Genomic DNA, 25,774 nt, shown 5'->3' with positions numbered 1-25,774 from the left:
CGGATCCCGACTGTGGTACCCCTGCAAGATCGCAACCCAACCACCCGCACTGCCTACGTTACCTATGCTTTGGTGCTTATCAACATCCTGGTTTTTGTGTATGAGCTTACCCTATCACCGCAAGAGCTGGCGGCTTTCTTCCGAGAGTGGGCAGTGGTGCCAGCGGAACTGACGGCCAGCTTTCGGGGGGAGGCCACCTCTTCGCTGCGCCCCGAATGGGTAACGCTATTTACCTCGCAATTTTTGCACGGGGGCTTTTTGCATCTTGGCGGCAACATGCTCTTTTTGTGGGTCTTCGGCAACAACGTCGAGGATCGCCTGGGCCATGTGCGCTACCTCATTTTTTACCTAACTTGTGGAGCCTTGGCCGCCCTAACTCAGTGGTTTTTCGATATGGAGTCCGCCATCCCTTCGCTGGGGGCAAGTGGGGCTATTGCGGGGGTGTTGGGAGCCTACATCCTGCGGTTTCCCCAGGCTGAGATCCTGACTTTGGTGCCCCTGGGCCTTTTTACCACAACCGTCTATGTTCCTGCCTGGGTGTTTTTGGGCTTTTGGTTTGTGCAACAGGCATTTTATGGCATTGCTAGCCTGCAGACTCCTATCAATATTGGCATGGAGGGGGGAGGGATCGCCTACTGGGCCCATGCCGGAGGTTTTGTGTTTGGCCTCATCTTGGGGCCCTTGATGGGGCTGTTTGCTGGCAAAAGCCCCTATGACCGCCAGCAGCAGCACTACCCAGACTTAGATCTGTAGCTCTGACTGTCAGATTCCAAAGGCAACTTGCGAGGAAAAAAGCATGGTCAGTCTACCTGCCAAGTCTTTAACTCTGGAGGAGTTTCTACAGCAGCCGGAAACTGAGCCTCCTAGCGAGTTCATGGAGGGAGAAATTACCCAAAAACCGACGCCACAAGCAAAACATAGCCGTCTCCAACTAAAACTGGGCAGCTTCATCAACGAGCTGTTGGAGCCTCCTCAACTAGGGATGGCCTTTCCAGAGCTACGCTGCACCTTCGCCGGATATGCAATTGTGCCCGACATTGCTGTGATCGTCTGGGAGCGGATTCCTGTGGATGAAGACGGCACTATTCAAAACCTCATACCTTTCTGCCCTGATTGGGTGATCGAGATTCTCTCTCCCGATCAAAACCAAGTGAAGCTGGTCAAAAAAATCTTGATCGGCTTGGCCCACGGCTGCCAGATGGGGTGGATCGTAGCTCCCGAAGAAAGGCTCGTTTTCGCCTACCCTGCCGGACAGCAGCCAACCGTGCATGAGGATCCGCAAGAGCTGATCCCCGTTCCCGCGTTTGCCCAAGGGATCCAACTGACGGTCGAAACGTTGTTTGGTTGGATGCGGGTTCGAGCTGACGAGAGCGGCAAGCACAGCGGAGATACACAGGCGGGGCACTCGCCTAACCCCAGCCCTTCCGGTGCCCAGTGAGAAAAAAGCCGAGACCGGCTGGACCAGTGGCACGCCTTGCTGACAAGCTGCCCCAGCCTCCCTCGCCTCCATTTCAGTCGGCGCTGTAGAGAGCAGGAGCTTGGGCAACCGTCGCTCCAATAGAGGAGAGTTCTTGGCGCAGCAGCGCCACCAGGGCATTGGTGGACTGGTCGTAGAGGCTAGTGACCAGCTTGGGATAGAGCCCAATGCCGATGATGGGGATCAGCAGGCAGGCGATGATGAACACCTCCCGCGGCTCGGCATCCACCAGTTCCTCGTGTTCGGTCAGCTCTTTGTTTTCCGGGCCAAAGAAGATCTGCCGCAACATCGACAGCAGGTAGATAGGAGTCAGGATCACCCCAACCGCCGCCAGAAAGACCACCACCAGCCGGAAGGGGAGGGAGTAGGCATCGGTGGTGGCCATGCCGATGAACACCATCAGCTCCGCCACAAAGCCGCTCATCCCCGGCAGAGCCAGAGAGGCCAGCGAGCAAGCGGTGAACATGGAGAAAATCTTGGGCATCTTCAGGCCGACGCCGCCCATTTCCTCCAGCTCCAGCGTGTGGGTGCGGTCGTAGGTGGCCCCCACCAAGAAGAACAGGCTGGCCCCGATCAGCCCGTGGGAGATCATCTGCAGCATGGCGCCGCTCATGCCGATTTCGGTCAGGGATCCGATCCCGATGAGGACAAAGCCCATGTGGCTGATGGAAGAGTAGGCGATCTTGCGCTTGAGGTTGCGCTGGGCAAAGGAGGTGAGGGCGGCAAAGATGATGTTCACCACCCCCAGCACGATCAGCACCGGCGCAAAGTAGAGGTGGGCATCCGGCAGCATGCCCACATTCATGCGCATCAGGGCATAGCCCCCCATCTTAAGCAAGATCCCGGCCAGCAACATGTGAACCGGCGCCGTGGCTTCGCCGTGGGCATCGGGCAGCCAGGTGTGCAAAGGGAAGACGGGCAGCTTCACCCCGTAGGCGATGAGGAAGGCCCCATACAGCAGCAATTGGAAGCTCAGCGGATAGGCCTTGTGGGCCAGATCCGTCATGTCAAAGCTGATGGGATCCCCGTAGAAGGCCATGGCCAGGCCTGCCACCAGGATAAACAGGGAGCTGAGGGCGGTGTAGAGGATGAACTTGGTGGCCGCATAGAGGCGGTTGTACCCCCCCCAAATGGAGAGGAGCAAATACACCGGGATCAGCTCCAGCTCCCACATCAGGAAGAACAGCAACATGTCCTGCACGGCGAACACCCCGATCTGCCCGCCGTACATGGCCAACATCAGAAAATAAAACAGGCGCGGCTTGAGGGTGACCGGCCAGGCGGCCAAGATGGCAAGCGTGGTCACAAAAGCCGTGAGCAGGATCAGCGGCATGGAAAGGCCATCGGCCCCCACCGACCAGCTCAGCCCCACCTGCGGCACCCAGGTGTAGCGCTCCAGCAGTTGTAAGCTTGTCTGGCTGGGGTCATAGCCGACATAGAAGCCAGCCAGCAAAATGAGCAGGTCGGTAACCGCGATGAAGAGGGCAAACCAGCGAACCCGTTCTGCCAACTTTTGCGCGTAGACGCGGGTAGTGGGATCCCCAGCGGGCGCCGGGATCAAGGGGATGAAGAGGGCGGCCACCACCGGATAGACGATGACCGTGGTCAGCCAGGGAAACTCGTGCAAGCTGGGCAGCGCCATGAAGATAACCTCGTTACGCTAAGTTCATACCACACCCTTCCAGGGGGATTGCCGTCGGCTACAGCCAACAGCCTTTTACCAGAATCGCTCCTGAGTATCTCTGCTCAGCAAACCTCCAGAACTATCTTAAGGCTCTTTACCTAGTTTGCCGGGATCCCTGGCCGGGCTCGACCAGGACTCAAGCATTGACCTGGTCATCAAACCTGGCTATTAGAAACCTCATCACCTGGCCCTCGGCTAGCCGACCCTGCGCAATTGCGCCTGGACAGGACTGCCGCTGTTGGATAACAGTAGAAATAGTACTTAACAACCAAGCCAGGTCCGCCCTTGGCGGGCGGTGAGGGGAGCCTCTGGGGGAAGCTTTGAAGTATGGCACTGCATGCGGAGTTACACCGCCACCTAGGCGGTTCGGTCGTTCCTAGGATTTTGTGGCGCTACCTGCATCGTCAGGGATCCCCTCTGGCAGCACGCTTTCCTGACTACGCCGAGTTTGAGGAGTTCTACACCCGCCCGCGCAACACCCTTGAAGATTACTTGGAGCTGCACACGCTAGTGGAACAGGTGCAAACCCTGGAAAGCTTACCTTATTTCATCTACCGTCTGCTGCGGGGGGCCTATGTTTTTGAGGATTTGGCCTATCTAGAGATTCGCTACACCCCCTATCTGCGCACAGATCCCAGCTTGGACGAGGCGGATCGCCTCAAGCAGATGCGCCAAGTTATCGAAACGGTAGGGCAAGCCAGCCAGCAGCGGGAATATCCCATCGTCACCACCCAGATCGTCTGTTTGCATTCACGCCTGCCCAGCCATATCAACCGCGCCATGGTGGAGGCCGCCGCCGAGTCCGAATACGTGTCTGCCATCGACCTGGCGGGGGGAGATAAGGCCTACGGCGAACGCATGGACGAGTGGATTGAGCTGTTCAAATATGCCCTGGCCCGTGGCCTCAAAACCACTGCCCATCTCTATGAGACTTTGGATGGCTGTTACCCAGAGCTGCTGCCCTATGTCTCGCGGATTGGCCACGGGATCCAGATCCCTCTCCACTACCCAGAGCTGCTGCCAGAGCTGGCGCGGCGCGGCCAATGCCTGGAGGTCTGTCCCACCACTTACCTGAAGACGGGGACGCTGCCCAGCTTGGAGCCCCTCAAAATCGTCTTCGACCGCTGCTTTGACGCGGGGGTAGATATCGCCATCTGCACCGACAACGCCGGCCTGCACAACGTGCGCCTGCCGTTTGAGTACGAAAACTTGCTCACGCACGACATTATCGATTTCGACCAGCTCAAGCGCTGTCAGGAGGCGGCTTTTCGTCACGCTTTTGCCTGGCCCTACAAGGAGCACCCCGCCTCGTTGCTGTCGGAGCTGCAGCAGTCAGCCTCGAAGTCCCTAGTTCCCCTCTGAGAGGGGCAAACAGGACTTTGCTTGACATTTCCGCCGCCAGACTTGGTCGCGCTTGCCCGGCGAGGGCTGGCGCAGGTCAAAACGACATCCCCCTGAGTCGGACAGCGGCCTCCTGTAGGCTGCTCTCGGAGAGGTCAGGCAGCTCAAGGCGAGCGCGGATACGGTTAAAGTGTTGCTGCAGGCCGTGGCGATAGGTGGGGTCGTAGTGCTGCTCCAGCAACTCCTGCACAAACTGCGGCCAGTCTTGGGCGTCGATCAGCTCAAACCAACGCTGCAGGCGGGCCTGGCCAAGACGGGACTTCAGAGGCAGCAATTTTTCCTTCAGCGCTTGGGGGTGAGCAATCCAGTGGGGATAGTGGGCGATTAACCCCTTCACCCGCTCCTCTAGAGGCAACTGCACTTCGACACAGTCGGCTTGGGTAAGGGCTTGCCAAAGGGCAGGCGGCAGATGGAGCTGGCCCACTTTGGCACTCTCAGCTTCTACCCAGACTGGCTTGGCGGGATCCCACTGGAGAAAAACCTGCACCAGTTGACTTTCAAAGCTCTTCTGACTGGGCTGTGGCACCCCCCACTCGGCCCCCAGGAGGGATCCCCGGTGACAGGCCAGCTTTTCCAGATCGAGAACTTGGGATCCCTGTTGGCGCAGATGGTGAAGCAACTGGGTTTTGCCGCTCCCTGTTGGCCCGCAGAGCACTCGGTAGGTAAACTCCTGGGGCAAAGTCTGCAGTTGTCGGCGCACCCAGGCGCGGTAGGTTTTGTACCCCCCTTGCAAGACGGTTACCTGCCAGCCCACCTGGGACAACACCAGCGCCAGACTGGCCGAGCGCTGCCCGCCCCGCCAACAGTAGATGAGGGGGTGGTAGTCCCGGCCCTTGTCGGCAAAGTGGGTCTGCAAATGGCGGGCGATGTTCTGGGCCACCAGGCTGGCCCCCCGCTTGCGGGCTGTAAAGGGATCCACTTGCCTGTAGAGGGTGCCCACCTCTGCCCGTTCTGCATCGTCGAGCACGGGCAAGTTGATGGCCCCCGGCCAATGGTCTTCGGCAAACTCTGCCGGCGAGCGCACATCGATAATCTCGCTGTAGGTGTGCAGCCAGGGCTCTGCAGTGAAGTGAATCGGAGGAGACACAAACCTGTGGATGGAAATGGTAAGCTGTGTTCTATCTTGGCAGGGTTCTGGCCAAGGCTCACCGCCCCAGCTTTAACTTGGGAGAGCCGAGGTCAAGCGCAGGGTGACCCGAAGGCTTGGGTTGGATATCCCTCTTGATTGGGCTTTTGCTCTTTCTTTGCTCTTTATTGAATTGATTTGCCAGAGGTGCTATGGGATCCTATATTGCGGCAGAACCTTACCCCTATCCCTACAACGGTGACTTACGGCCTGAGAACACCGCCCTGATCGTCATCGATATGCAGACCGATTTCTGCGGGGTAGGTGGCTATGTAGACAAAATGGGCTACGACATTTCCCTCACCCGTGCCCCCATAGAGCCGATCCGACGGGTTTTGGCGGCAATGCGAGCCCTGGGTTTTTTCATCGTGCATACCCGCGAAGGCCATCGCCCCGATCTATCAGATTTGCCGGAAAACAAGCGCTGGCGCAGTCAACGCATTGGGGCAGGCATTGGGGATCCCGGTCCCTGTGGGCGCATCCTGGTGCGAGGAGAACCCGGCTGGGAAATTATCCCGGAACTGGCTCCTCTGCCAGGGGAGGTGATCATCGACAAGCCGGGCAAAGGCGCTTTCTATGCCACCGATCTGGACTTAATCCTGAGGCGCAAAGGCATCCAAAACCTGATCTTGACGGGCATCACCACCGATGTATGCGTCCACACCACCATGCGAGAAGCCAACGACCGGGGCTATGAATGTTTGTTGCTATCCGATTGCACAGGTGCCACAGACTACGGAAATTATCTCGCTGCTCTGAAGATGATCCAGATGCAAGGGGGGGTTTTCGGGGCAGTTGCCGATTCAGGTGCCCTGATAGCAGTACTTCAGGAACTCAAAACCGACTAGACCTCGTTTCTTTACGTGTGTTTACGTGAGACACCCAAACCAGGAGATCTTGACCAACCATGACTACCACTGCCCAAACTGAAATCTCAACAGCACGGAAAGCCCCCCCGGAACTGGAGGTCGTCAACCTCACCAAGCGATTTGGATCCCTGTTGGCCCTAGACCACGTCTCGATGAAACTCAAGCCGGGATCCCTTCATGCCTTACTTGGGGAAAACGGAGCCGGGAAAAGCACCCTCGTCAAGTGCGTGATGGGCTTTTATCATGCTGACTCTGGCGATGTTTGCATTGATAAACGAGCTCGTGCCATCCACAGCCCACGGGATGCCTATCACTACGGCATTGGCATGGTGTACCAACATTTCACCTCTGTACCCGCCATGACTGTGGCGGAAAACTTGGTCTTGGCCCGCCCAGATTTGCCTTTGGTGATTGACTGGAAAGAAGAGGAAAAAAAGCTGGCAGATTTTATGGAAACAGCCCCTTTCCAAGTCAACTTGCGGGCTTTTGTTTCCGAACTATCGGCAGGAGAAAAGCAGAAGGTCGAGATCCTCAAGCAGCTTTATTTGAACACCAAGATCCTGATCTTGGACGAGCCTACTTCTGTGCTCACGCCAGAGGAAGCCGACGAAGTCTTGGGCCTTGTGCGTCGTTCGGTGGAAGCTGGCGACCTGAGTGTATTGCTCATTACCCACAAGTTTCGCGAGGTGAATGCCTTTGCCGATGAGGTGACGGTGTTGCGACGTGGGAAGGTGGCCGGCCATGGACAAGTGAAAGATTTATCCACAGCAGAAATGGCCGAAATGATGCTGGGCCGGCAACAGGTGCAGATCCAGTTGGAGAAAGCCTTGGTCAAAGGGGGATCCCCTCTGCTGGAAATTGAAGGGATCCAGGCTGACAAGGACAATGGCTTGCCCGCTGTGCGGGGGGTGACCCTGACTGTTCATGGAGGTGAGATTGTGGGAATTGCCGGCGTTTCCGGCAACGGCCAGCGGGAGTTGATGGAAGTCTTGGCCGGGCAGCGGATGGCTACAGCCGGGCAGATCAAGATCAACGGGCAACTGTACAGGGCCACCCGCGCAGAAATGGTGCGCCACCGGGTTTGCTGTTTGCCGGAGGAACCTCTGAGAAATGCCTCGATCCCCAACATGAGCGTTGGCGAAAACTTGGCCCTGCGTCGTTATGACCGGGATCCTATGGCCAAAGGTTGGATGTTGATCTGGCAAGAGATTTGGCGCTATGCCCGCGCGTTAATCGAGCAATTTAAGGTGAAAACGCCTTCAGCCCAAACTCCCATCAGCCACCTGTCGGGGGGTAATGTCCAGCGAGCCATTTTGGCACGGGAACTCGCCGGAGATCCACAAATTTTGATCGCCGCCAATCCTTGTTTTGGTCTGGACTTTGCGGCAGTAGATTACATTCACTCGCAGATTGTGGATGCTCGTAACCGAGGAGTTGCCGTCTTGCTGATCAGCGAAGATCTGGACGAGCTTCTCAAGCTCTCCGATCGTTTGCTGGTGATGGCGGGCGGTCGGATCGTCTATGAAAGTCCTATCAGCAGCGTGGATCTCAAAGAAGTTGGCCACAAGATGGGCGGACATTAAGCATTAAGTGATTTGGTAAGTAATCAGCAGTGAATATGACATGGCTTCCCCTCAAATGGAGAGGTGAGCCCGAACTTTTTCTTCATCCATCTGGTTGGTCTGCCCCTCCATGATAAGGGATCCATTTTCCATAAGATAAAAGTAATCGGCCAGACTTTGGGCAAACTCAAAATACTGCTCCACCAGCAACACCGAAACGCCCCGCTCCTTTTGAATGCGGCTGATGGCTTCTTCAATCTCGATAATGATAGAGGGCTGGATCCCTTCTGTAGGCTCATCCAGGAGCAAAAGTTTGGGCTCTGCCACCAAAGCTCTGGCGATGGCCAGTTGCTGCTGCTGCCCACCGCTCAAATCCCCACCCAGCCGTTTAAGAAAAGAACGCAGAATTGGGAATAGGTCATAGACAAACTCAGGTATGATCCGTTCTCTGTCCGGTGCCGCTTCTAGCCCCACCAGCAGGTTTTCCTCAACCGTTAGGCGGGGAAATATCTCTCGACCTTGGGGCACATAGCCAATACCGGCGCGGGCTCGCCAATTGGGAGGGTAATGGTTGATAGGACGGCCCTCAAAAGCAATTTTGCCTGTGCAATCTTTCAGAAGTCCCATCAGGGCTTTAAGTGTGGTAGTTTTGCCCATACCATTGCGGCCCAGAAGGCAAACCGCTTGGCCGGGAAAGATCTTAAAAGAGAGATCCTTCACAATTAAACTCTGACCATAGTAAACCCTCAAGTTGGAGACCTCCAGGAGAGGCCCGGATCCATCTCGGGATAAGTTTTGTGTTGCGGTCGCGTTTTCCGTATTCATAGGCCTGCGCATGAGTCGATTAGATACAGAACTATAGCCTCTTTGCTTAGTTTTTCCCCTTGTGGGATCCGAGATAGACCTCAATCACTCGCGGGTCGTTTTTCACATCCTCAAAGGTACCTTCGCACAGCACCGAGCCTTGGTGTAAAACGGTAACCTTGCGGGCAATTTGCCGGACAAACACCATGTCATGTTCGATCACCAAAATGGTGTGGCTTTGGGCTAAGGATTGAATTAACTCTCCTGTAGCTTCTGTTTCTTTGTCCGTCATCCCGGCCACGCATTCATCCAGCAGCAGCAAATCCGGATCTTGAGCAATCACCATGCCGATCTCCAGCCATTGCTTTTCTCCGTGGGAAAGCAGCCCTGCCGGAACCCGATCCTTACGGCTGAGGCCAATGGTTTCCAAAAGAGCATCCGTTTTTTCTCGCAGATGCTTTTTGCCCAATAGGGTGGAAAAAACCCTTTTGTCAGGGTTGAGGGATAGCTCCAAGTTTTCTCGCACGCTCAAGTTTTGATAGACCCGCGGCGTCTGAAACTTGCGCCCAACACCCAAAATCGAGATCTCATGTTCCTTGAGCTTGGTCAGATCTTTTCCTTTAAACAGCACCCGGCCTCGAGTAGGCTTAACCTTGCCCGTCAGCACATCGAGAAATGTAGTCTTACCCGCCCCATTGGGACCGATGACCACCCGCAGCTCCCCTTCCTCCAGAGAGAAGTTCAACCCATCTAAAGCCTTGAAGCCATCAAAGCTGACGGTGAGATCCTGAGTTTGTAAAATTTGTCGGGTAGCGGTGGGAGCTGCAGTGAGCATAGGGATCACATCCAAGAACGGAAAGGCCAAAGGTCAAACCGGATTCTCAACCCATCAAATAAACCCATCAAATAGGAGAGGAAACTTGGCATCGCTGGCTCACCCATGGAATCCTCTTACCTTAAACTTATATCTTGCACATAACTGACATCCTCAAGAGAAAGCCAGATTTAGGCTGGAGAAGTATTTGCCAAACGCCTGCGCCAAAGCTGAACGGTGACCCAAAGTTGCCTGCCTTGGGTGCGCACCCAACCCACCAGTCCATCCGGCAGCACCAGCACCACCAACAGGAACAATCCCCCCTGGAAAAACAGCCAAATCTCCGGAAAATTTTCGCTCAGCAAGCTCTTGGCAAAGTTAACCAACAGAGCCCCCAGCACCGCCCCCACCAAACTGGCCCGACCGCCCACCGCCACCCAGATTACCATCTCAATGGAAAAGGGAACGGCCATCGCATTGGGAGAGATGATCCCAGTTTGCAAGGTAAACAAAGCTCCGGCAATGCCTGCCAGGGCAGCAGACACGGCAAACACCAGAACTTTAAAGCCGGTGGGATCGTAGCCGGAAAAACGAACCCGCGGCTCGTCATCTCGAATGGCTACCAGGATCCGACCGAATAAGCCGCTGGTGAGCCAACGACAGAGAAGGTAAGCCAAAACCACCGCCAGAACTGTAGTGACATAGACAGCAAAGCGCATTTCGGACGAGTTGACATCTAGGCCAAACAAAGTCTGGAAGTTGGTCAGGCCGTTGGTGCCGTTGATTAAGCGCTGTTGGCCGTTGAAGAAGTTAAAGAAAATGATCGTGGTGGCCTGAGTTAAAATGGAAAAATAAACCCCTCGGATGCGATTTCTCACCACCAAATACCCCAGGGCTGCCGCCACCAAAGCCGGAATCAAGACCACAGCAACAGCCGTAAACGGAAACGAATAAAAGGGATACCAAAACCAGGGCAATTCCGTTACCCCGTAGAGGCTGAAAAACTCCGGTATCTGACCTTCCGGCAATTGCAATTTCAGGTGCATCCCCAGAGCGTAGCCCCCCAAGGCAAAGAACACCCCATGCCCCAGGCTGAGCATGCCGGTATAGCCCCAGATGAGGTCGATCCCCAAAGCTACAATGCTGAGGGCCAGAAACCGCCCCAACAAGTTGAGCCGAAAGCCAGACAGCACAGTTGGGGCCACAAAGATCAAGGCCAGCACCAAAACGATGAGGATCCCGGCCTCCCACAGAAGCTTGCGAGAAGAATTGGGATCCCCACCCGCGGCGGGAGCAGCCACTTCATGATCAGCACGGGGGGAATGAACCAGTTTCATGGGCTTTGTGAGGGAGTAGAAGATGGAGAGTCTGGTCCTAGAGTTTTCGCCAAGCGAGATCATTCCCTAGGCATCCACCATACGACCTTTTTCGGGGAAAAGGCCCCGAGGTCGCACCTGCAAAAAGGCCACGATCAAAGCAAAGACCATCACCTTGGCCATGCTCGTGGTGGCAAAAAAGTTGAGGGTATCGGTCAGGATGGGCACGTTGGGAAAAATCAAAGCCAGCGTCCCTGAGCCGATGACAAAGTTGGCAATCCCGATCCCAAGCGCTGCCACAATGCTGCCCAAAAGCTTACCGACACCCCCCACGACGACCACCATAAAGGTATCCACGATGTAGTTTTGGCCGGTGTTCGGCCCCACGGATCCCAGCAGGCTGACCGCCACGCCGGCTACTCCCGCCAGACCCGAACCGATGGCAAAGGTAAGGGCATCCACCTTTTGCGTGGGGATCCCTACACAGGCGCTCATGGCCCGATTTTGGGTAACCGCCCGGATGCGCAGCCCCCAGCGGGTGCGTTGCAAGAAGAAGTACAGCCCCAGGATGCAGAGGATGGTGAGGGCGATGATAAACAGGCGGGTATTGGGCAAAAACAGGTTGCCCACCGGGATCCCACCCCCCAGCCACCGGGGAGCCGTCACGTCTTTGTTCTGGGCGCCGAACCAAGGCTGGGTAACCGCCAAAGCATAGGTTTGCGCCAGCACCCGCCCCCCCACCGCTGCAATTGCCGTGGAAAGCACCAGTAGCAGCGCCAGCGTCCACCCTTTGAGGCGCGGCCAATCCGTTCGCCTGGCCAAGAGCCACCAGCCGCCAAAAAAGAGCACCGCGAAGGCCCCCAAGCGGAAAGCCAGCACCCAATTGACGCTGCGCACAAACTGCTGCAGGATCAGGCTCACACCCCAAGTGGCCAGAAGGGTTTCCTGCGGTCGGCCATACAAAAAGCGAATCACCCCCCGCTCCAAGGCCAACCCTACCAGAGCAGTGACGGCAAAGGCTGCCACCAAAGCCGGGAAGATATACAGATCCCGCCAGGGATCCCCTAGGGGACGAAAGGCATTCTGAACCACAAAAGTGGTGTAGGCCCCCAACATCATCAGCTCCCCATGGGCCATGTTGATGACCCCCATGAGGCCGAAAACAATGGCCAAGCCCAGAGCGGCTATTAGCAAGACGGTGCCAATGCTAATGCCGTTGAACAAGCTGTCCAGGAGCAAGGTCATGGGCAGGGGATCCTCCTTCAAACTAAACTAGGGAGGCTAACCGAGCATCTAGGCGGGATCCCCGACCCTATCCAAACGGCAAGGGATCCCAGCCCTGGCCAGGACTAGCTGACTTTGTAGCGACCGCCCTTGGCCGGATCTGACCAATCGCAGGCAAAACCCTTGGTCTCTGCCACAAACTGGTTCCAGGGCTGCGGCTCCACGGCATCCGTAGAAAAGATGACATCAAACAAACCGTCAGAGCGCACCTGGCCGATCCGCACATACTTGGTCAGGTGGTGATTGGTGTTCATGGTTACCAAGCCTTCTGGGGCATCAAAGGTCTGGCCATAGGCTGCCTGCCGCACGGCGTCGATTTCCACTGTTCCCGCTTTTTCCACTGCCTGCTTCCAGATGTAAACCATGATGTAGGCGGCTTCCATCGGGTCGTTGGTGACGCGGTTTTGGCCGTATTCTGCCTTGAAAGCCTCCACAAACTTCTTGTTGGCAGGCGTATCCACCGTCATAAAGTAGTTCCAGGCGGCGAAGTGCCCTTCCAAGAATTCGGGGCCGATGGCCTGTACCTCTTCTTCGGCAATGCTGACGGACATGGAAGGATAGCGATCTGGCCCCAGCCCTGCCCCTTTCAACTGTTTGAAAAAGGCCACGTTGCTGTCGCCGTTCAAGCTGTTGTAGATCACACCGCCATTGGGAAGAGCGGCCCGGATCTTGCTGATGATGGGGGTAACTTCTGTGCTGCCCAAAGGCAGATAGTCTTCACCCACCACTTTGCCCCCCAGGGCTTCCAACTGGGCCTTGATGATGGTGTTGGCCGTGCGGGGGAACACGTAGTCGGATCCCACCAGGAAGAACTCTTTGCCCTTGTTCTTGAGCAGCCATTCCACCGAAGGCTCGATCTGCTGGTTGGGGGCAGCGCCGGTGTAGAAGATGTTTTTGGAGCACTCTTGTCCTTCGTACTGCACGGGATACCAGAGCAGGTGCTGCTTGGATTCAAACACCGGCAACACGGCTTTGCGACTGGCCGAAGTCCAGCATCCAAACACCGTTGCCACCTTGTCCACATCGATCAATTTGGTGGCTTTCTCGGCAAAGGTTGGCCAATCGGAAGCCCCATCCTCGATAATCGGCTCGATCTGCTTGCCCAAAACCCCACCGGCGGCATTGATCTCTTTGATAGCCAGCTTTTCCGCATCCACCACGCTGGTTTCCGAAATGGCCATGGTGCCGCTGAGGGAGTGCAAAATGCCAACGCGGATGGTCTCTCCCTGGGCGTAGGCGGGCACGGATCGCTTCACCCAGATCTGCGGCCCTAGGGCCGCCCCGGCTCCGGCCAGAGCGCCCATTTTCAGCACTTGACGACGATTAAATGATAGAGCCATCGGTGATCTCCGAAACAAAGTGAGTGCAAAGGGTGTTAAGAAGTCCAGTTGTTGCAGCAGCCCGGCCAACAGAGGGAAGCACCTAGCTCATCACCTCGCCCATGTGTTAAATTTGCCCAACTGCAGTCGGCTGAGGCTTTCACCGAATGCCTTCCCAACATCAACAGAGGAAAAGGCTAATCCTGCAGTCGAGAAAGCGTTGTGCATCCCTGTTGCCTTAACGTGTTCCATCAAACCCATTCAGCCCGGAGAGAATTGTATCGCGGGATACCTTTTCCCAGAATCCGAGCCTGTTCTCGGCTCCCTTTCCCCACAGGCTGTAGGCAAAGGCAGGGATCCCTTGCTGCCGGCATAATAGGGGTTCTGGGGTCGAGAATTAGTTGAGAGTTAACAGCTTATGGTGCAACAGGCTGGCTATGGATCTTGGCGATCCCCGATTACCGCTGACCTGGTGGTGACGGGATCCCTGCGCTTGGGACAGATGGTTTGGGATCAGGGGGAGCTCTACTGGACGGAGGGCCGCCCGCAAGAAAAAGGGCGCAATGTGTTGATGCGGCGCTCTGCCGACGGGATCCTGGTGGAGCTGACACCGGCACCTTTCAATGTGCGGACACGGGTGCATGAGTATGGGGGTGGAGCTTATTGGGTGTCGGCAGGGGTAGTGTATTTTTGCAACTTCGCTGACCAACGGCTCTACCGCCTGCTGCCGGGTTCAGATCCCCAGCCCCTGACGGAAGCAGGCCCCTATCGCTATGCAGATGGGGTGGTGGACAGGGCATTCCGACGCATCCTCTGCGTGCGCGAGGATCACAGCCGTCAGAGAGAGCCGGAAAATACGCTGGTCGCCATCGATCTAGAAAGCGGATCCCAGCAGGTTCTGGCCAGGGGCCACGACTTCTATGCCAGCCCGCGGCTGAGCCCCGATGGCCGCACGCTGGTCTGGCTGAGCTGGGATCACCCCCAGATGCCCTGGGACGGCACAGAGCTGTGGCAAGCGGAAGTGGCTCCTGACGGCAGCTTGGGAGAACCCCAAAAACTGGCCGGCGGCCCGGCTGAGTCGATTTTCCAGCCCCAGTGGTCGCCACAGGGGGATCTCTACTTTGTTTCCGACCGCAGCGGCTGGTGGAACCTCTACCGCTGGGATCCCCAGGGCCCCATTCCCCTCTGCCCTATGGAAGCGGAGTTTGGAGAGCCGCAGTGGGTGTTTGGCCTGAGCACCTACGGCTTTGCTGGGGATGGGCGCATTCTGGCCTGCTACCAACAGGGGGGTCTGTGCCATTTGGCCTACCTGGATCCCCAGTCGGGGCAACAGGAAGAGATCCCTTTGCCCTACACCGAGATCCACAATCTGCAGGTAAGTGGGGAAAAAGCCGCTTTCCTGGCCGGATCCCCGACGGAAGCCATAGCCTTGGTTTGTTTGGATTTGCCTTCTGGACAGGTGGAAGTGGTGGCCCGTTCCAGCAGCGTGGCGGTGGATCCCGACTATCTGTCGATCCCAGAGCCCATTGTTTTTCCCACCGGTGGCGGCAAGGCAGTGGCCTACGCCTTCTTCTATCCCCCCAAAAACCGAGACTTTGTTGCCCCTGCCGGCGAAAAACCGCCCCTGCTCGTGAAAAGCCACGGTGGGCCCACAGGGGCGACGGCAGCCGTGCTCGACCTGGGGATCCAATACTGGACCAGCCGCGGGATTGCCGTTTTGGATGTCAACTACCGCGGCAGCAGCGGCTATGGGCGGGCCTACCGGGAGGCCCTCAAGGGCCGCTGGGGCCTTGTGGACGTGGAAGATTGCATCGCTGGGGCCCAATTCTTGGCAGCCCAGGGCAAGGTGGACGGGGAGCGGCTGCTCATTCGCGGCGGCAGCGCCGGCGGCTACACCACCCTGGCGGCCCTGACGTTTCACACCGTCTTCAAGGCCGGCGCCAGCTACTACGGGGTGAGCGATCTAGAGGCCCTAGCCCAGGAGACCCACAAGTTTGAGTCCCACTACTTGGACAGCTTAATTGGCCCCTACCCGGAGCGGCGGGATCTCTACCGGGAGCGCTCTCCCATCCACCACCTGGAGGGTCTCAACTGCCCCGTTATCTTCTTTCAAGGCCTGGAGGACGCCATCGTCCCTCCCAACCAAGCAGAGAGGATGGTGGCTGCCCTGCAGGCCAAAGGGATCCCAGTGGCCTATGTGCCCTTCGAGGGAGAGCAACACGGCTTTCGCCAGGCGGCCAACATCAAACGGGCTTTGGAGGCAGAGCTTTATTTCTACGCCCAGATCCTAGGGTTTCCCTTGGCGGAGCTTATCGAGCCGGTTCCCATTGCCAACTGGCCTCCTCCTCGTTGAGGTTACTTGTCCTGGCTCAGCGCCTCCCCATTGGGTATCCTAGTCAAGGACGCTGGGGAAGGGAGGCATGCAGAGCAGAACAAGCCACCGGCAACTCTGGAGGCGATGGCTTGCCGCGACCTTAGCAGCAGGCGGAGTACTGGGCGGCGTCCTGTGGGGCTTTTACGCCTCCTCCTGGGCAGAACCTGTCGAGATGGCGGCGGCGCCTCCAGCACCCCTGAGCTCGACTTCTGGCGCCGCCTTTTTGCGCGCCTACAAAGCCCTGCAGGCCGGCCAAGCGCAAGCGGCCCTGGAGCACCTGCAGGGCTTGGAAGAAAAGCTGCCAGTTCTCACCGACGAGATCTGGAAGCTCAGGGCTCAGGCTTATGAAAAGCTGGGGGATCGAGAAACAGCCCGCCAGATCTGGTGGCCCAAGATCTTGCAGGAGTATCCCCACAGCCCGGTGGCCGCCTACGCCCTCTGGGGAATGGGCCAGGTGGATCAGTTGCGGCGGCAATTTCCCACCCACCCCCTGACGGCCCGCGCCCTCAAGCACCTGCTGGAGCTGGATCCTGACCGGTATGACCTGCTGCGGGATCTGGCCTTGCACCACCCGCAAACCCCTGGGTTAACGCCGCTGCTGGATCGCTGGCGGCAAGCCCAAGAGGGATCCCTCACGGCCTCCGATTGGCAGATCCTGGCCGATGCCTATTGGGAGCAGCGGGAGTACGGCAAAGCCGCCCGCGCCTACGGGCGTGCCCCCACCACCTCTCGCAATCTCTACCGCCAGGGGCGCAGCCACCAGATCTCGCGGGAGTTTCCCCAGGCCAAAGCGGCTTACCAAGCGCTGCTGGCACAGTTTCCCGATGGGCCAGAGGCTTCTCTCACCCGCCGCCGTTTGGCGGAACTGAGCGACCTGCCGACGGCGATCGACTTGCTTCGCCAGGTGGGATCCGGCTCGGATAGAGAAGCTCCAGAAGCGTTGCTCAGCCTCAGCCAACTGTATGACCGCAACGGCAGCCCGCAATCGGCCCAGGCGGTGCGGCAGACCCTTTGGGAGCGCTTCCCAGTCAGCGAAGCCGCGGCCACCGCCGCCTGGACGGTGGCTTGGCGCCAGGCGCAAACGGGCAATCTCAGCCAAGCCATTGCTCTAGCCCAGCAGATTGGCTTGGCCCAGCGGGATACGGAAATGGGGGCGCAACTGCTCTACTGGGCCGGCAAATGGCGGGAACGGCTGGGGGAGGTGGCTGCGGCGCGGCAAACCTATCAGCAGGTGCTGCGGCAGTTTCCCCACACCTACTACGCCTGGCGGGCGGCGGCGCAACTGGGCTGGCCAGTAGGAGATTTCTCCAGCGGCCGCCAAAGGGTTGAGGTGGATTTTCAGCCCGTTCGCCAACCTTTGCCCGCCGTTTCCGAGGCTACCCAGACCCTGCATCTCATTGGCGCTGGCCAACTGGCCTGGGAGCGCTGGCAGGGGGAAATGGCTCTGCTGCAACGGGATCCCGGCCAGATGAGCGTGGCCGAGCGCTTTGCCAGCGGCATTTTGCGCAACAACGCCGGCGAGCACCTGCGGGGCATCAACCAGGTGGCTGCCCTACGCTTTAGCGCCGAGCCCGACCCGCTGCTGCCGACCCTGAGACAGCGCCAGGATTTCTGGCAGGCCATCTACCCGCTGCACTACTACGCCAGCCCAGAAAACACCTGGGAAAGGGATCCCTACGCCCAGCCCGGCCTGGCCCGCTGGTCGCGGCAATTTAACCTCAATCCCTTGATGGTGGCGGCCCTGATCCGCCAGGAATCCCGCTTTGAGCCAGAGATCGTCTCGGCCTCGGGAGCGCTGGGCCTGATGCAGGTGATGCCTGCCACCGGCCGCTGGATTGCCCAAAAAATCGGCCTAGCCCAGTACAGCCTCACCAACCCCGCCGACAATCTTCACCTGGGATCCTGGTACTTCGACTACACCCACCGCACCTACCAAGACAACACCCTCCTGGCCCTGGCCAGCTACAACGGCGGCCCCGGCAACGTGGCCAGGTGGCTGAGCCGCTTCGGCTTTGAGGATCCCGATGAATTTGTGGAGCAGATCCCCTTCGCCGAAACCCGTGGCTATGTCAAGTCTGTCTTTGGCAACTACTGGAACTACTGGCAGCTCTACACCCAAGAGGGGCGCACCTTGGTCAGCCAGCGCCTGCAACCGCACCTGTCAAATGATTGACGTTCTCCCCAGCCCCAAGGGGCGGGAATTCTTTCTTGCTCATCGCGAGCTACGCAGACGTACCGGTGAGATTGCCACCGCACGCCTCCTTCTTTCCCCCCCGTATACGGAGGGATGAAAGAGGGCGCGGGGCCTGCGCCGCCAAGGTTTTGGTCAAACTAGTGTCCAACCTGAGCGAGAGGCTGGAGGGTAGCCTCCGGCGCGATCTGTTGGCCAGCAGGCTCACAGCTCTTCTAGAGCTAGCGTCGGGAGGAGGTCAGCCTTTCCCCCAGCAACTGCACCGAGTAGGCCGCCAGCCCCAAGCCCACCATGAAAAACATGAAGGCGATCAGGGAAACGGATCCCACCAGCAGGTAGCGCACCAGAATGCTGATCCCCCGCGCCAGGGATCCGCTTTCCAGGTCGATGGGCGGCAACTTGGCCAGCATCGAGAGCAGCAATTGTAGGAACCCATAGCCCAAACTGGCAGCAAAGGCAGCCCCCAAGAGGGCGCTGAGGGGATGGGGGGAGGACGGCATGGGGCAGCACCGGAAAACTCACCCTTATTGTAGGCTCCAGGTACAATATGAGCGTTTGTCCTGAGAACGAAATGATGGGGAGCGGGTCTGAAGCAGTTTCCCACTACGAAGTGTTGGGGGTTTCGGTGCTGGCGACGGCAGCGGAGATCAAGTCTGCCTATCGCCGTTTGGTCAAGTACCACCATCCCGACAGCCTGCTGGCCAAAAAAGACGGGGCTGCTGCTGAACGCATTCGCCAGATCAACGCCGCCTACGCGGTGCTCAAGGATCCGCAAGCCCGCCGCGAGTACGACCGACAACTGCGCGCTAGCTGGGCCTCGCGCCACCCTCAGCCGACGGGCTCCCCCTCGGAGACGGTCAGCCAGGAGGCTATTGCCCGCGAAGCCTGGATTCGGCAGGTCTACACTCCTCTGAACCGAGTTTTGGGGCCTTTACTGTCTTCTCTCAAGCCGCAGTTAAATGCCTTAGCGGCAGATCCTTTTGATCCCGACCTGTTGGAGTCCTTCGCCACCTATTTGGAAGAGTGTAGCCAGAAACTGGCCCAAGCTCAGCAGATCTTTCGCCGCCTTCCCAATCCCAGCAGCCTAGGGGGGGTGGCTTCTCGCCTCTACTATGCCCTCAACCACTTGGAAGATGCCCTGGAGGAGCTGAGCTATTTCCCGCTGAACTTTGACGATCGCCACCTGCACACTGGGCAAGAGCTGTTTCGGCGGGCGGAAGGGTTGCGTCGAGAAGCCATAGACACCTACGCCCAGAGTTCGCCCTAGCGAGACCCGCCGCCGGGTGGAGAGGGGCGGGAATCGTAGGGGGTGGGAATGTACTGCACGGAAGGACGGCCCATGCTGGCCTGGGGGTACAAGTCCATCAGGGCGTAGATCTGGGGCGGCAACTCGGTGGAGATGGGCAGGCCCAGCTCCCGCGCTTCTTCAGCCGTAATCGGGTAGTCGTGGGTAACTTGTCCGCTGGTTAGGTACTGGATGAGGGGCTCGATCCGTTCAGGGGCAATTTTGCGCTTGGGCACATCGTCCTTCAAGAGATCCCGCACGAAGTTCTGCACCTGTTGCATTGCTTTGCGGGCCAGATCCGCCAGGATCAGGGTTTGGTCGTCGATTTCGGCAATGGGTTTATCCGCCACCACCTGCAGAATACTGGCGGCAGCATACCCCCCCAACTGCGGATCCACCGGCCCCAGGACTGCATTGGCATCCATGACGATTTCATCGGCGGCCAGGGCCAGCATTGTCCCCCCCGACATGGCGTAGTGAGGCACGAAGACCGTCACTTTGGCCGGATGGCGGATCAGGGCGCGGGCAATTTGCTCCGTGGCCAGCACCAGGCCACCGGGGGTATGCAAAATCAAATCAATCGGGGTATTGGGTGGGGTAAGGCGAATCGCCCGCAATACCTGTTCGGAGTCCTCGATGCTGATGTAGCGGGAAACCGGGATCCCCAAAAAACTAATCGACTCCTGGCGGTGGATGAGCAAAATCACCCGGCTGCCCCGCTTCTGCTCCAACTCCCGGATCGCCAACAAACGGCGAAACTCCTGGGCGCGACGGTTCAACAGGGGTTGCAACGAGCTGAAGATCAAAAAAATCCAAAATAGGCTGCCCCAGTCCACTTTCGCGCCTCAAGCGGGATCCCTTTGCCTCCAGCATAGAGGATACGGAACCTCTGGTGATCTGCAGGCCTCACGCGTTGGGTTCAGACGCCGCAAAAAAGCGATCCAAGGCCCGCAGCAAATCCGGTACAGAAGTTTGGTTAATCCAGGAGCGAATGTAAGCCCGCTGCTCCGCCAAGTTTTCAAGACGGCCCAGCTTTTGCATGGCCAAAAGGCGGCTTTCTGCCTCGGCGCGGTTGATTTGTAAGTCCAGCCGCTGCTCCGGGGTGAGGGGATGCTCTGTCTGGGCCAACAGGTGATCGGCCACCATCAGGAACACCAGAGGCCCCGCCAGCTCCACCTGAGACTCGGCTTCCGGCTCAGAATCGGCCCCGGCGAGATCCTGGAGATCTTGAAAGAGATCCTGCCCCAGTTGCAGCAGCTCTTCTGCTGAGGCAGCCCGCAGCGCTGTCTCCGCAGCAGCCCGCAGCGGCTCTGGGGAAACCTTGTGGCGAGCGGCCAATTCTGCCAGGGCCTGTTCCCATTGATCCCGTTGGGCTTGCAACACAGCTTTCTCTTGCGGAGAAAAATCCAGCCGCTCCAGCAACACCTGCAAAGCCACAGCCCCCACCAACAGGGGCGGAAAGCGCAACAGGGTAGAGCCGGATCCCGCCTGCTCCAAAAAGGCTTCCAAATCGGGGCCGGATCCCCTGTCCAACAAATCCTGCAGGTAGGCCAGCACCTGCGGCGGCGAAGTCAGCCTCAGGATCCCTCGGGCCTGCGCCCGCAACTCTGCCGGGATCCCAAGGGTTTGCAATTGGGCTTCCGCCCGCGCTTGCGCTTCCGCAATCACCTCTGGCAAATCCGCCGTCGCCTGACCGGCCTGTAAGAGAACCTGGCTGGTGTCCTGCAGCAAGCTGGCCGCCTCCACAAACAGCAGCAACTGAGGGATCCGCAGCGTCGGCAAGACCATGTTAACTAAGCCTCAGATCCGCAGCGGATCCCGCAGATTCTGGATCGGCTGGCGCAGCGGAACGGGTTGGCCCGTTGGGCTTGTGCCAGTGCAGGCCAATCAGCGCGTCGTACAAAAAGCTCCAAAACTCCCCTCTCTCCCAGATCCCCAGCGTTTGCTGGCAGTTACGCGCGTCCAGCTCAGGTTTGGCCGCCCAGTAGGCCGCCTGATACTTGTACCAGGGAACCGAGGGCCAGAGATGGTGGATCAAGTGATAGTTTTGCCCCAGCAGCAGAATATTGGTCAGCCAGCCAGGGTAAACCCTGGCGTTGTACCACCGCTCTTGGGATTGAAAAGGGCGATGGGGCAGATAGTCGAAAAACAGGCCCAACAAGAAGCCCATAATAAAGGCGGGGGGCAGCCAATAGTTCATGATGTAGTCGGTGTAGCCAAAGTGAATGGCCAGCGCAAACGTTAGGATCACCACCAGCCGACTCAGCCCCCATTGCAGCAGATCCCAGCGACCTTTGCGCCAGAGCTGCCGCTTGAAGAAAAACACCTCATGGTAGAAAAAGCGCGGCGCAATTAGCCACAGCGGCCCGCCCGTAGACACATAGTGATCGGGATCGTCTTCGGGATGGTTGACGTGGGCATGGTGTTGCATGTGCACCCGCTTAAAGACCGGATAGACAAAGCCCTGTAACAGGGCAGAGCCATGGCCCAGCGCCTCGTTTAAAAAGCGGTTGCGGTGGGCCGAGCCGTGCGAGGCATCGTGGATCACTGTGCCCAGAACATACAGGGCGACAAAATTCAGCCAAAACACCAGCCAGCGGGGCCAATGCCAAAAGGCGTACCCGCCAAAGCAAGAGGCCGAAAGCGCCACCGCCGCCAAAAACATCAGCAGGGTGGGATTCCAAAATTCTGGCGGCGGCCCCAACAGCTCACGGGGTAACGCAAAAGGCTTGGGATCCGGTTGCGGAGTCGCAGCAGCAGTCATCGGCAGCCATCCTTGGGTGTGCACAGCGCAGACGGTGAGGATGGATTAAGGCAACAAAGCCAGGTCATCACCTCAAAAGCGGGGGAAGAGAACAATTTGTTAACTTTCGTTAGTATACGGCAGAGAGCTGCTCCCCTCGTTGGCCCAGGCCGGATTTTTCTTGCCAACTCCAGCCCGTCTCGACCGTTCCCGGCGAGGGGTAGATCGGCCATGAGGCCAGAAGAAGCCACAGTGTGAGGTTTTGTTGCGGCCTCTGTTGCAATTCATGTGGGGATCCCTTTGGGAGTTGCGGAATGGGGGTAATCTAGGGGGCGGTTAACCTGAGCTGAGGAGGAAAACCATGCTGCCCATTGTTGCGCCGTTGGCTATGACTGCCCAAACCAGCCCTTGGTCTCCCCTGAGCGCGGTGATTATCCTGCTCTGCACAGGGCTGGCCTACCTAAGCTTCAAGTCCTCTTCGGGTGTGGCTTCAGAAACCGGGCCTGTGTTGGGGATGACCTGGCCGGAAGTGCTGGGGGTCGCCAGCTTCGGCCATCTGCTGGGCGTGGGGGTGATCTTGGGCCTCTCCAATATGGGGGTTCTCTGAGGCATTTTCCGTTTACATTTCTTGACCTTAGCGGGAATCTCCGCCCGGCAATGTTAAACTCTCTATCAATCCTGAAAAAGAGCAGTTTCTCCAGCTCCACTTCCTTCTTGTCGAGGTTTGTTGTCATGCCTGCGATGATGCTCCTGGCGGCTTTGCCAGAAGGCTATGAGTTGTTCGATCCCCTGATCGACATTTTGCCGATTATCCCCGTTTTGTTTTTCCTGCTGGCTTTTGTTTGGCAGGCGGCGGTGGGCTTTAAGTGAAGCCCTCGGAATCTGCGATTGGCAACTACGGACTTTGGGACTGCTTTTGCTTACCCCTCTTGTTCTGGCGGGGGGGTAGTTTTAGTTGGGGCAGGTTTGGGGCAGGCCGCTGCGCCGCAGGCCTGATTCTCTGCCTTGCAAAGCTGAGACTGGCTGGCTGGGGTTCAGGGCTCGCGGTCGAGGGCGCCGGTAATCCAGAGCACCCCTGCCAAGCAGACGAAGTGGGCAAAGGTAACGTTGATATTGGCAGCCAGCAGCAGCACTCCTGCCGTCTGGGTGCTCAGCGTGCGGGTAAACAGCCGCACCAGCAGCTCTCCCACCTGCGCCTCCATAGCGATGAGGGCCAAGAAAGCGCCGGTCAGGCTGACATAGGTAACCCATTGCAACTGCTTGGGCAGATCCAACTGGCTTGGGGTAGCGGCGGATACTGAGCGGCGCTCCGCCTGGAGCAGGTAGCGCCAGTTAAAGAAGAGACCGGCTGCCAGGGTTAGAAGGGTAAACAGGGTAAACCAGAAGGCGATAAAGGCCCCCGTCGAGTCGTCGCGATAGAGGGTATTCTGGCCAACCAAAAATCCCAGCCAGAGCAGCAGAGCTGTTGCCCCCAGAACCGCCTGAAACCAGAGCCCGAAGCGGCGCGTCAGGCGCAAGCGAGACTTCATGCGCTCGACAGCCACCCGTACTGACGGCGACATAGGCTCGTTCATCGCTCTCCCCCCGCTCTCTACGGACGAGCACTGACCTCCGCTTCCAGCCTACCGCTATCTTCCGTCCTCCGTCACATCCAGGCCAAAGCGCTGCAGGGGATCCAAGGGGGGTTAGGGTTTGGGGCTAGGGCTCACGCTGGGATCCCCGCTTTGCAGGCGCAGGATTTCGGCTTCGATGCGATGTCGGAGGGTTTTGCCTTCTTCGGAGCGAATCCACAAGGTAATGCGGTTGTATTCGGGCACGGTCATGCCGTGGCGGGTGATGATCTCGGTGGCGGTGCGAATGAACTCCCGCCGGATTTGATCTTTGCTGGCGGGATCCGCGGTGGCCTGGGAGCGCTGCTGGGCCTGTTGTCGGTGGGGCTCCATCTCCAGGACGATGCGGGCGTACTTGGCGACCTGTTCATCGGTCAAAACCAGAGAGGTGGCCGGGGTTTGGGCTACGGCAAGGGAAATGCCCAAGACAGGGATCCAAGTACAGGCCCAGATCAGGCCCACCAGCCCTTTTTGGGCCAAGTTGGGCATGGAGAATGCTGTCCACCGTCTCCGACTTGCTTGACCTGACACCGCTGCTATCTCCCCACCCGATAACTGGTCTTCAACAGGGTTGCTGGCGCTTTTGGGATCCTCCCTACTTTGGTGTAGCTCTCGCCTTTACCCAGCTTCAACCCACTCCGGGTATAGGCTCTGATGCTATCTGTTTTTCCCGGCAAAAGGCCAGGGATCCCAGAGCCTGCTTTTTATTTGACCGAAAAGCGGCCTTGAGGTTCCTGGTGCGGCCTTTCCATCTCTTTCCTGCCCATCTCGACGGCCCAGGGGGAGTGGCCTCTGGGATAATGGGGGTAGATGCTCGTTGTTGCCTCTATGAACTTGGAACGTCGCCCGGTTTTCCCGTTTACCGCCATTGTCGGCCAGGAGGAGATGAAGTTGGCCCTGCTCCTCAACGTCATCGATCCCCGCATCGGCGGGGTGCTGATCATGGGGGATCGCGGCACGGGCAAGTCCACCACCATCCGCGCCTTGGCCGATCTGCTGCCCCAGATCGAGGTTGTCAAGGGGGATCCGTTCAACAGCCACCCGCGGCAGCGGGATCTGATGAGCGACCAGGTGTGGGAGCGCCTGCAGGCGGGGGAAACCCTGGAAACCACCTGGATCCAGGTGCCGATGGTGGATCTGCCCCTGGGAGCCACGGAAGACCGGGTCTGCGGCACTCTCGACATCGAGCGCGCCTTGTCTCAGGGGGTGAAGGCTTTTGAGCCGGGGCTCTTGGCCAAGGCCAACCGCGGCATCCTCTACGTGGACGAGGTCAACCTCCTGGACGACCACCTGGTGGATGTCTTGCTGGATGCGGCGGCCTCTGGCTGGAACACGGTGGAGCGGGAAGGGATTTCCATTCGCCACCCGGCCCGCTTTGTCCTGGTGGGATCCGGCAACCCTGAAGAGGGAGAATTGCGGCCCCAACTCTTGGATCGCTTCGGCATGTTTGTCCGCATCGAGACGGTGCGGGATCCGGCCCTGCGAGTGCAGATCGTGGAGGAGCGCAGCCAGTTCGACGCCGACCCCCAGGCTTTTCTGGCCAAATACGCCGAGGCCCAGCAGCGCCTGCGGGAGCGCATTGAAAAGGCCCAGCACCTCTTGCCGACTGTGATGGTGGATCCTGAGTTGCGCCTGAAGATCTCCGGCGTGTGTGCGGCGCTGGAGGTGGATGGGCTGCGGGGCGATATCGTCACCAACCGGGCAGCCAAGGCGTTGGCAGCTCTGGAGGGGCGCAGCGAGGTCACCGTTGCCGATATTCGCCGGGTCATCAGCTTGTGTTTGCGCCACCGCCTGCGCAAGGATCCGCTGGAAACCATCGACTCCGGCTACAAGGTCGAGAAGGCCTTTAGCGAGGTGTTTCAGGTGAGCCTGGAGAGCGCCGCTTAGCTCTCACCCCCAGCCCCTCTCCCCCTGG

The 25,774-nt window shown here is 58.5% G+C and carries 24 protein-coding genes; 11 read left to right on the top strand and 13 right to left on the bottom strand.

The features are described from left to right. Positions 1-12: 12 nt before the first annotated feature. Positions 13-753, top strand: a complete 741-nt coding sequence (locus GG26_RS06645) for a rhomboid family intramembrane serine protease (protein WP_414389535.1) — start codon at positions 13-15, stop codon at positions 751-753. Between the two features lie 43 nt (positions 754-796). After that, positions 797-1,438, top strand: coding sequence for a Uma2 family endonuclease (locus GG26_RS06640; RefSeq protein ID WP_414389532.1), 642 nt, complete (start codon positions 797-799; stop codon positions 1,436-1,438). Between the two features lie 73 nt (positions 1,439-1,511). On the opposite strand, the gene GG26_RS06635 is transcribed toward GG26_RS06640, so the two are convergent. Continuing rightward, the gene (locus GG26_RS06635) at positions 1,512-3,119 is read right to left on the bottom strand and encodes an NAD(P)H-quinone oxidoreductase subunit 4 (RefSeq protein ID WP_011430735.1); all 1,608 of its coding nucleotides are present in this window, start codon (positions 3,117-3,119) and stop codon (positions 1,512-1,514) included. 369 nt (positions 3,120-3,488) lie between these two features. Here GG26_RS06635 and GG26_RS06630 point away from each other — a divergent pair, with 369 nt between their 5' ends. After that, the gene (locus GG26_RS06630; protein ID WP_011430736.1) at positions 3,489-4,523 is read left to right on the top strand and encodes an adenosine deaminase; all 1,035 of its coding nucleotides are present in this window, start codon (positions 3,489-3,491) and stop codon (positions 4,521-4,523) included. 76 nt (positions 4,524-4,599) lie between these two features. Here the strand turns inward: GG26_RS06630 and mnmH are convergent, their stop codons facing one another. After that, positions 4,600-5,649 (bottom strand): tRNA 2-selenouridine(34) synthase MnmH, encoded by a 1,050-nt coding sequence (mnmH, locus tag GG26_RS06625; protein WP_099813058.1) that lies wholly within the window; start codon positions 5,647-5,649, stop codon positions 4,600-4,602. 191 nt (positions 5,650-5,840) lie between these two features. On the opposite strand from mnmH, the gene GG26_RS06620 reads away from it, so the two are divergent. Further along, entirely contained in the window at positions 5,841-6,536 is a 696-nt protein-coding gene (locus tag GG26_RS06620; protein ID WP_011430738.1) for a cysteine hydrolase family protein, read from the top strand. A gap of 59 nt (positions 6,537-6,595) precedes the next feature. Further along, a complete protein-coding gene (locus tag GG26_RS06615; RefSeq protein WP_099813057.1) occupies positions 6,596-8,140 on the top strand; it encodes an ABC transporter ATP-binding protein in 1,545 nt (514 codons plus the stop codon). Positions 8,141-8,191: 51 nt separating this feature from the next. On the opposite strand, the gene urtE is transcribed toward GG26_RS06615, so the two are convergent. The 5 genes from urtE to urtA form a co-directional block, all read right to left on the bottom strand. Then, positions 8,192-8,956 (bottom strand): urea ABC transporter ATP-binding subunit UrtE, encoded by a 765-nt coding sequence (gene urtE / locus GG26_RS06610; RefSeq protein WP_011430740.1) that lies wholly within the window; start codon positions 8,954-8,956, stop codon positions 8,192-8,194. 34 nt (positions 8,957-8,990) lie between these two features. Further along, positions 8,991-9,758, bottom strand: coding sequence for an urea ABC transporter ATP-binding protein UrtD (urtD, locus tag GG26_RS06605; RefSeq protein ID WP_414389525.1), 768 nt, complete (start codon positions 9,756-9,758; stop codon positions 8,991-8,993). Between the two features lie 170 nt (positions 9,759-9,928). Further along, the gene (urtC, locus tag GG26_RS06600; protein WP_414342394.1) at positions 9,929-11,137 is read right to left on the bottom strand and encodes an urea ABC transporter permease subunit UrtC; all 1,209 of its coding nucleotides are present in this window, start codon (positions 11,135-11,137) and stop codon (positions 9,929-9,931) included. A gap of 3 nt (positions 11,138-11,140) precedes the next feature. Beyond that, entirely contained in the window at positions 11,141-12,298 is a 1,158-nt protein-coding gene (gene urtB / locus GG26_RS06595) for an urea ABC transporter permease subunit UrtB (RefSeq protein ID WP_414389522.1), read from the bottom strand. Between the two features lie 104 nt (positions 12,299-12,402). Beyond that, positions 12,403-13,677 carry an urea ABC transporter substrate-binding protein gene (gene urtA, locus GG26_RS06590; RefSeq protein ID WP_414389519.1) on the bottom strand — a complete coding sequence of 425 codons (1,275 nt, stop codon included), beginning with the start codon at positions 13,675-13,677 and terminating at the stop codon, positions 12,403-12,405. A 397-nt stretch (positions 13,678-14,074) separates the two neighbouring features. Here urtA and GG26_RS06585 point away from each other — a divergent pair, with 397 nt between their 5' ends. After that, the gene (locus GG26_RS06585; protein WP_414389516.1) at positions 14,075-16,009 is read left to right on the top strand and encodes a S9 family peptidase; all 1,935 of its coding nucleotides are present in this window, start codon (positions 14,075-14,077) and stop codon (positions 16,007-16,009) included. Positions 16,010-16,076: 67 nt separating this feature from the next. Next, positions 16,077-18,203: a transglycosylase SLT domain-containing protein gene (locus tag GG26_RS06580; RefSeq protein ID WP_099813053.1), complete on the top strand. Its 2,127-nt coding sequence runs from the start codon at positions 16,077-16,079 to the stop codon at positions 18,201-18,203. Positions 18,204-18,442: 239 nt separating this feature from the next. Here the strand turns inward: GG26_RS06580 and GG26_RS06575 are convergent, their stop codons facing one another. Next, positions 18,443-18,721, bottom strand: a complete 279-nt coding sequence (locus tag GG26_RS06575) for a DUF3082 domain-containing protein (protein ID WP_011430747.1) — start codon at positions 18,719-18,721, stop codon at positions 18,443-18,445. Between the two features lie 47 nt (positions 18,722-18,768). Here GG26_RS06575 and GG26_RS06570 point away from each other — a divergent pair, with 47 nt between their 5' ends. Beyond that, positions 18,769-19,488 (top strand): J domain-containing protein, encoded by a 720-nt coding sequence (locus GG26_RS06570; RefSeq protein WP_414389513.1) that lies wholly within the window; start codon positions 18,769-18,771, stop codon positions 19,486-19,488. Here GG26_RS06570 and GG26_RS06565 read toward each other — a convergent pair. From GG26_RS06565 to GG26_RS06555, 3 genes are all read right to left on the bottom strand, one after another. Beyond that, complete coding sequence (locus GG26_RS06565) at positions 19,485-20,342, bottom strand: SDH family Clp fold serine proteinase (protein WP_414389510.1); 858 nt, start codon at positions 20,340-20,342, stop codon at positions 19,485-19,487. The two genes, GG26_RS06570 and GG26_RS06565, sit on opposite strands and share 4 nt — an antisense overlap. Before the next feature lie 70 nt (positions 20,343-20,412). Next, on the bottom strand, positions 20,413-21,294 hold the full coding sequence (locus tag GG26_RS06560; RefSeq protein ID WP_099813051.1) for a hypothetical protein: 882 nt from the start codon (positions 21,292-21,294) through the stop codon (positions 20,413-20,415). 1 nt (position 21,295) lies between these two features. Then, positions 21,296-22,270, bottom strand: coding sequence for a fatty acid desaturase (locus GG26_RS06555; protein WP_011430751.1), 975 nt, complete (start codon positions 22,268-22,270; stop codon positions 21,296-21,298). Positions 22,271-22,610: 340 nt separating this feature from the next. Between GG26_RS06555 and psaK the strand changes: the two genes are divergently transcribed. Beyond that, positions 22,611-22,856 carry a photosystem I reaction center subunit PsaK gene (psaK, locus tag GG26_RS06550; RefSeq protein ID WP_011430752.1) on the top strand — a complete coding sequence of 82 codons (246 nt, stop codon included), beginning with the start codon at positions 22,611-22,613 and terminating at the stop codon, positions 22,854-22,856. A gap of 125 nt (positions 22,857-22,981) precedes the next feature. Next, on the top strand, positions 22,982-23,119 hold the full coding sequence (locus GG26_RS06545) for a photosystem II reaction center protein K (protein WP_011430753.1): 138 nt from the start codon (positions 22,982-22,984) through the stop codon (positions 23,117-23,119). A 164-nt stretch (positions 23,120-23,283) separates the two neighbouring features. On the opposite strand, the gene GG26_RS06540 is transcribed toward GG26_RS06545, so the two are convergent. Next, positions 23,284-23,823, bottom strand: a complete 540-nt coding sequence (locus tag GG26_RS06540; protein WP_414389506.1) for a DUF3611 family protein — start codon at positions 23,821-23,823, stop codon at positions 23,284-23,286. 111 nt (positions 23,824-23,934) lie between these two features. Then, positions 23,935-24,348: a DUF4168 domain-containing protein gene (locus tag GG26_RS06535; RefSeq protein ID WP_011430755.1), complete on the bottom strand. Its 414-nt coding sequence runs from the start codon at positions 24,346-24,348 to the stop codon at positions 23,935-23,937. A 339-nt stretch (positions 24,349-24,687) separates the two neighbouring features. Here GG26_RS06535 and bchI point away from each other — a divergent pair, with 339 nt between their 5' ends. Continuing rightward, the gene (gene bchI, locus GG26_RS06530; protein WP_011430756.1) at positions 24,688-25,746 is read left to right on the top strand and encodes a magnesium chelatase ATPase subunit I; all 1,059 of its coding nucleotides are present in this window, start codon (positions 24,688-24,690) and stop codon (positions 25,744-25,746) included. Positions 25,747-25,774: the final 28 nt, after the last annotated feature.

Source organism: Synechococcus sp. 'PEA 65AY6A-5F PE A' (assembly GCF_047462575.1).
Lineage (GTDB): Bacteria > Cyanobacteriota > Cyanobacteriia > Thermostichales > Thermostichaceae > Thermostichus.
The sequence above is the reverse complement of the archived record's forward strand: the minus strand, read 5'-3'. Positions and strand labels throughout refer to the sequence as shown.

What these genes read in the sequence shown, in the direction of transcription:
- GG26_RS06560 (WP_099813051.1), bottom strand. Translation starts at nt 21,294, where the DNA reads ATGGTCTTGCCGACGCTGCGGATCCCTCAGTTGCTGCTGTTTGTGGAG.
- GG26_RS06545 (WP_011430753.1), top strand. Translation starts at nt 22,982, where the DNA reads ATGCCTGCGATGATGCTCCTGGCGGCTTTGCCAGAAGGCTATGAGTTG.
- urtB (WP_414389522.1), bottom strand. Translation starts at nt 12,298, where the DNA reads ATGACCTTGCTCCTGGACAGCTTGTTCAACGGCATTAGCATTGGCACC.
- GG26_RS06620 (WP_011430738.1), top strand. Translation starts at nt 5,841, where the DNA reads ATGGGATCCTATATTGCGGCAGAACCTTACCCCTATCCCTACAACGGT.
- GG26_RS06575 (WP_011430747.1), bottom strand. Translation starts at nt 18,721, where the DNA reads ATGCCGTCCTCCCCCCATCCCCTCAGCGCCCTCTTGGGGGCTGCCTTT.
- GG26_RS06640 (WP_414389532.1), top strand. Translation starts at nt 797, where the DNA reads ATGGTCAGTCTACCTGCCAAGTCTTTAACTCTGGAGGAGTTTCTACAG.
- GG26_RS06580 (WP_099813053.1), top strand. Translation starts at nt 16,077, where the DNA reads ATGCAGAGCAGAACAAGCCACCGGCAACTCTGGAGGCGATGGCTTGCC.
- GG26_RS06540 (WP_414389506.1), bottom strand. Translation starts at nt 23,823, where the DNA reads ATGAACGAGCCTATGTCGCCGTCAGTACGGGTGGCTGTCGAGCGCATG.
- GG26_RS06535 (WP_011430755.1), bottom strand. Translation starts at nt 24,348, where the DNA reads ATGCCCAACTTGGCCCAAAAAGGGCTGGTGGGCCTGATCTGGGCCTGT.
- urtA (WP_414389519.1), bottom strand. Translation starts at nt 13,677, where the DNA reads ATGGCTCTATCATTTAATCGTCGTCAAGTGCTGAAAATGGGCGCTCTG.
- urtC (WP_414342394.1), bottom strand. Translation starts at nt 11,137, where the DNA reads ATGATCTCGCTTGGCGAAAACTCTAGGACCAGACTCTCCATCTTCTAC.
- GG26_RS06570 (WP_414389513.1), top strand. Translation starts at nt 18,769, where the DNA reads ATGAGCGTTTGTCCTGAGAACGAAATGATGGGGAGCGGGTCTGAAGCA.
- bchI (WP_011430756.1), top strand. Translation starts at nt 24,688, where the DNA reads ATGAACTTGGAACGTCGCCCGGTTTTCCCGTTTACCGCCATTGTCGGC.
- urtD (WP_414389525.1), bottom strand. Translation starts at nt 9,758, where the DNA reads ATGCTCACTGCAGCTCCCACCGCTACCCGACAAATTTTACAAACTCAG.
- GG26_RS06555 (WP_011430751.1), bottom strand. Translation starts at nt 22,270, where the DNA reads ATGACTGCTGCTGCGACTCCGCAACCGGATCCCAAGCCTTTTGCGTTA.
- psaK (WP_011430752.1), top strand. Translation starts at nt 22,611, where the DNA reads ATGCTGCCCATTGTTGCGCCGTTGGCTATGACTGCCCAAACCAGCCCT.
- GG26_RS06635 (WP_011430735.1), bottom strand. Translation starts at nt 3,119, where the DNA reads ATGGCGCTGCCCAGCTTGCACGAGTTTCCCTGGCTGACCACGGTCATC.
- GG26_RS06615 (WP_099813057.1), top strand. Translation starts at nt 6,596, where the DNA reads ATGACTACCACTGCCCAAACTGAAATCTCAACAGCACGGAAAGCCCCC.
- GG26_RS06630 (WP_011430736.1), top strand. Translation starts at nt 3,489, where the DNA reads ATGGCACTGCATGCGGAGTTACACCGCCACCTAGGCGGTTCGGTCGTT.
- GG26_RS06585 (WP_414389516.1), top strand. Translation starts at nt 14,075, where the DNA reads ATGGTGCAACAGGCTGGCTATGGATCTTGGCGATCCCCGATTACCGCT.
- urtE (WP_011430740.1), bottom strand. Translation starts at nt 8,956, where the DNA reads ATGCGCAGGCCTATGAATACGGAAAACGCGACCGCAACACAAAACTTA.